Raw genomic sequence first — 4,724 nt, forward strand, 5'->3', positions numbered from 1 at the left:
GGAATCCGGAGACCCCAAATACGCCTGGGTCAACCAAAGCATCTTCGTCGGACAAGGACGCATCCAACCCGGCCCCACCGTCGAATTCCAAGTCTTCCGAGTCGTTGTCTGACCGGCACGCCGCCGGCCAATAGGTGAGGTCAACGCCGACATTGGGACGGGGTAATCGTTCGCGTTTCCATCCAGGCGCGCGAATGTCGGCGTTGAGCCCGCACCCCGGGGTGCGAGTGCCGCGGCGGGTGGGGGCCCACTCCAAACCCGCACGTGTGCGCAGGCCTCAACTGATGCAGTAGATGTATCAATGAGCCGCAAATTTGACTTGGACATGTATTTATTGACGGTCGTACGGTGCCAGTATGACCTCAACGGTGACGCTGGACCTGACCGGACAGATGCTGATCGCGGGGACTCCTGTGCGCGGGACCGGTGATGAGATCCGCGGCGTCGACCCGCAGACCGGCAACCCCATCGAACCTGCGTATGCGTACGGCAACCGCTCCCATGTCGAGGACGCCTGCGCCGCAGCTGCGGAGGCGTTCCCGGCGTACCGGTCAGTCCCCATCGAGACGAGGGCCCGGTTTCTGGAGGCGATCGCGGCCAATCTCGAGTCGATCGGTGACGCGCTCGTGGACCGTGCCCACGCCGAGACCGGCCTGCCCCGGCCGCGGCTGACCGGTGAGGTCGGGCGCACTGCGGGCCAACTGCGATTGTTCGCCGCTGTACTGCGCGAGGGCAGCTGGAACCAGGCCCGCATCGACCCTGCGCAACCTGACCGAACCCCCTTGCCGCGGCCTGATATTCGTCAGCGCAGCGTGCCGCTCGGCCCGGTCGCGGTGTTCGGCGCCAGCAACTTTCCGTTAGCGTTCTCAGTGGCCGGCGGCGATACCGCGTCTGCCCTGGCTGCCGGTTGCCCCGTTGTGGCCAAGGCGCACGATGCCCACCCTGGCACCTCCGAACTCGTCGGGCGTGCCATCGCCGGCGCTGTCGCCGCCTCTGGGCTGCCGGCCGGAACGTTCTCCCTGTTGTACGGCTTCGGTCCGGAACTCGGCATCGCACTGGTCACCGATCCCCGGATCAAGGCAGTCGGGTTCACCGGCTCCCGTGCGGGCGGCATGGCATTGGTCGCCGCCGCCGCGGCTCGTCCTGAACCGATACCGGTGTATGCCGAGATGAGTGCCGTCAACCCGGTATTCCTGCTCGGCGGTGCACTCGCCGGCCGAGGTGCTGAGTTGGGCCGTGCCTTCGTCGGTTCGCTGACGTTGGGTTCCGGACAGTTCTGCACCAACCCCGGTCTGGTCATCGCGGTCGACAGCCCGGAACTGGACACTTTCGTCGCCGCCGCGGGTGAAGCGGTCGCAGCGAGTGCGCCGACCGTGATGCTCACGCCGGGTATCGCCGCCGGCTTCCGCGACGGCGTTGAGGCATTGGACGCCGAGGCCGTCCTGGTCGCCCGCGGTTCCGAGATGGACGCGCCCGCCGCCTCGTGCCGCGCCGCACTGTTCGCCACGGATGCGGCCACCTTCCTGGCCTCAGAGGCGTTGCAGGGTGAGGTGTTCGGCGCCGCCGGCGTCGTTGTCAAGTGTTCGGATACCGCTGAGATGTTGCGGCTCGCCCAGAGCCTGGAGGGGCAGCTGACCGCCACGATCCAGGCCGACGAGCCCGATCACGGTCAGGCGGGTGAACTGCTGGACGTCCTTGAGCTCAAGGCGGGCCGAATCCTGTTCAACGGCTGGCCGACCGGCGTCGAGGTCGGTCACGCCATGGTGCACGGCGGGCCGTTCCCGTCGACCTCCGATTCGCGCACCACGTCGGTGGGCGCCCGGGCCATCGAGCGGTTCCTGCGCCCAGTCTGCTATCAGGACGCCCCGAAATCGCTGCTGCCCAGTGCCATTGCCGACGGAAACCCAGACGGCCTGTGGCGGCGTATCGATGGCCAACTCACCAAAGACTGACCTGAAAAACACAAGGAGTAGACAAATGCTGGACGGCGTCCTGTTCTTCCCGGTAACCCCGCTCACCACCGCTGGTGACATCGACGTGGACCTGCTCGCGCAGCACGTCTCCAAGGGTGTCGATGCCGGGCCCGGTGGTGTGTTCGTCGGTTGCGGCACCGGAGAATTCCATGCCCTCGATCCCGAGGAGATGCGCACCGTGGTGCGTACCGCCGTCGAGGCGGTCGGCGGCCGGGTTCCGGTGTACGCAGGAGCAGGCGGATCGATCGCGTCGGCCAAGGCCTTTGCCAAGGTAGCCGCCGACGCCGGTGCCGACGGCCTGCTGCTGCTGCCGCCGTACCTGGTGGAGATGCCGCAGGCCGGGCTCGTGGAGTACACCCGCGAGGTCAGCGCCGTCACCGACCTTCCCGTCGTCGTCTACAACCGCAACAACGCCCGCTACACCGAGGAGTCGGCGGTCGAGGCGGCCCTGATTCCCAATGTCGTCGGATTCAAGGACGGCACAGGCGATCTCGATCGGGTATCACGCATCGTCCGTGCGGTTACCGACGCGTTGGAGCCGCTCGGCAAGCCGTTCCAGTTCTTCAACGGGCTGCCAACCGCCGAGGTGTCGCAGCAGGCGTACCGCGCCATCGGGGTGACGTTGTACTCCTCGGCGACCTTCGCGTTCGCCCCCGATGTCGCACTCGCCTTCTACCAGGCACTGGAGACTGGCAATGAGCCGATGATCGCGGCCCTGACGCGCGAGTTCTACCATCCGCTGGTGCGACTGCGCGACACCGTTCCCGGCTATGCGGTCTCGTTGATCAAGGCCGGGGTCACCATGGAGGGGATCCCAGCCGGACCGGTACGCCCGCCTCTGATCGATGCCAGGCCCGACGATGTCGCTGAGCTGCAACGCATCCTGGCAGCCGGCCGCGCCGTGCTCGCTGACGCCCTGGTCCACTGATGCCAGCGGTCCGCATCACCGGTGCGCGTATCACTCCGGTTGCATTCGCCGACCCGCCATTGCTCAACACCGTCGGCGTGCATCAACCGTTCGCGCTGCGGGCGATCATCCAGCTGGATACCGATGCGGGCCTGACCGGGCTCGGCGAAACCTACGCCGACACCCGGCATCTGGAGCGGCTGACTGCTGCGGCCGACGCGATTGTCGGGCTTGATGTGTTTTCTCTCAACGCCATTCGTGCAACCATCGCTCGGGTGCTGCAAGGCGATACGGCTGCGGTCGGTACCGCCGGCATGATCACCACCGCCAGTGCGGTCGACCAGGTCTTCTCACCGTTCGAGGTGGCGTGCCTCGATGTCGCGGGGAAGGCCACCGGCCGGCCGGTGTCGGACCTTCTCGGCGGCGCGGTGCGCGACGCCGTGCCGTTCAGCGCCTATCTGTTCTACAAGTGGGCCGCCCACCCCGGTGCCGAGCCCGACTGCTGGGGCGAGGCGCTCGACCCCGACGGCATCGTGACGCAGGCCCGCCGGATCATCGGCGAATATGGCTTCACCGCAATCAAACTCAAGGGTGGCGTGTTCGCGCCGGAGGAAGAGGCGGCCGCGATCGAGGCGTTGCGGGCCGCGTTCCCCGACCATCCGCTGCGGCTGGACCCGAACGCCGCCTGGACCCCCGAGACATCGATGAAGGTGGCCGCGCGACTGTCCGGCGTATTGGAGTACCTGGAGGACCCGACGCCGGGGCTGGACGGCATGGCCGACGTGGCAGCACAGGCGCCCATGCCGTTGGCAACCAACATGTGCGTGGTGGCGTTCGACCAACTGGCCCCAGCCATCGCGAAAGATTCAGTGCGCGTGGTGCTTTCCGACCACCACTACTGGGGTGGGCTGCAGCGTTCCCGCCTGCTCGCCGGAATCTGCGACACCTTCGGACTGGGGCTGTCCATGCACTCCAACTCGCATCTGGGCATCAGCCTGGCGGCCATGGTGCATCTGGCCGCCGCCACTCCGAATCTCACCTATGCCTGTGATACCCACTGGCCGTGGAAGACCGAAGACGTCGTGCGTCCCGGCGTCCTCGAGTTCCACGCGGGGTCGGTGCCGGTGCCGACCGGCCCCGGACTCGGGGTTGAGATCGACGACGACTCCTTGGCCGCGTTGCACGAGCAGTACGTGCGCTGCGGGATCACTGACCGCGACGACACCGGCTACATGCGCACGGTCGATCCGTCATTTGAGGCCATCAGCCCGCGTTGGTAGTGCGATCCTGGAGGCTCGACGTCTCTAGGAGTGCGCCATGGAACCTTCACGCAGCTACCGGCTTCTGCAGGCCGCACTCGTGGTCTTCGGTGCGGTGATGATCCTGCTGTACCCGCTGGCGGTGGTCTGGCCGGCGGGGTGGGCCTGGCATCACGGTGCTCCGTACGAGTCCAACTACTTCATGATGATCGTCGGCGTATACGTGACGCTGGGCCTGTTTCTCCTCAACGCGGCGCGACGACCCGAGGCCAACATCAGCCTGATCTGGTTCACCGTGGTCTCCAGCGTCGTGCACGCGGCGATCATGGCGGTGCAGTCATTCGGGGACGGCCATCACATGGGGCACCTGTGGGGTGACGTTCCCGCGCTGCTCATCGCCGCCGTCGTGTTGGCGGTACTGGTCCGGACTTCCGGAATTCGACGCGAACCCGCCTAAAAGGGTGGGGGTTTGTCGAGTTCGGTGTTGAGTCGGCGTTCGGTGTTGATGCGCTGGGTGCGGGCTTGTTGGCGGGTTTGTTGGCGGTCGTTGCGGGGCGCGGCGGAGTCGGTGAAGAAACCGACGGC

The 4,724-nt window shown here is 66.8% G+C and carries 5 protein-coding genes; all 5 read left to right on the top strand.

The genetic code is table 11. From position 1 onward, the window contains the following. Positions 1-112, top strand: a 112-nt coding sequence (locus tag A5779_RS34840) for a DUF3237 family protein (RefSeq protein WP_131811719.1), incomplete at its 5' end; no start/stop codon positions are given. Between the two features lie 244 nt (positions 113-356). Further along, positions 357-1,952, top strand: a complete 1,596-nt coding sequence (locus A5779_RS31065) for an aldehyde dehydrogenase (NADP(+)) (RefSeq protein WP_064887696.1) — start codon at positions 357-359, stop codon at positions 1,950-1,952. A gap of 25 nt (positions 1,953-1,977) precedes the next feature. Next, on the top strand, positions 1,978-2,901 hold the full coding sequence (locus tag A5779_RS31070) for a 5-dehydro-4-deoxyglucarate dehydratase (protein ID WP_064887698.1): 924 nt from the start codon (positions 1,978-1,980) through the stop codon (positions 2,899-2,901). Then, positions 2,901-4,160 (top strand): glucarate dehydratase family protein, encoded by a 1,260-nt coding sequence (locus A5779_RS31075; protein WP_064887700.1) that lies wholly within the window; start codon positions 2,901-2,903, stop codon positions 4,158-4,160. Before A5779_RS31070 ends, A5779_RS31075 begins: the two co-directional genes overlap by 1 nt. A 37-nt stretch (positions 4,161-4,197) precedes the next feature. Beyond that, the gene (locus A5779_RS31080) at positions 4,198-4,596 is read left to right on the top strand and encodes a DUF6632 domain-containing protein (RefSeq protein ID WP_064887702.1); all 399 of its coding nucleotides are present in this window, start codon (positions 4,198-4,200) and stop codon (positions 4,594-4,596) included. The last annotated feature ends 128 nt before the right edge of the window (positions 4,597-4,724 follow it).

Origin of the sequence: Mycolicibacterium peregrinum (assembly GCF_001665625.1) — a bacterium.
GTDB lineage: Bacteria > Actinomycetota > Actinomycetes > Mycobacteriales > Mycobacteriaceae > Mycobacterium > Mycobacterium peregrinum_B.

Coding starts and splice junctions, on each gene's coding strand:
- A5779_RS31070 (WP_064887698.1), top strand. CDS start 1,978: ATGCTGGACGGCGTCCTGTTCTTCCCGGTAACCCCGCTCACCACCGCT.
- A5779_RS31065 (WP_064887696.1), top strand. CDS start 357: ATGACCTCAACGGTGACGCTGGACCTGACCGGACAGATGCTGATCGCG.
- A5779_RS31075 (WP_064887700.1), top strand. CDS start 2,901: ATGCCAGCGGTCCGCATCACCGGTGCGCGTATCACTCCGGTTGCATTC.
- A5779_RS31080 (WP_064887702.1), top strand. CDS start 4,198: ATGGAACCTTCACGCAGCTACCGGCTTCTGCAGGCCGCACTCGTGGTC.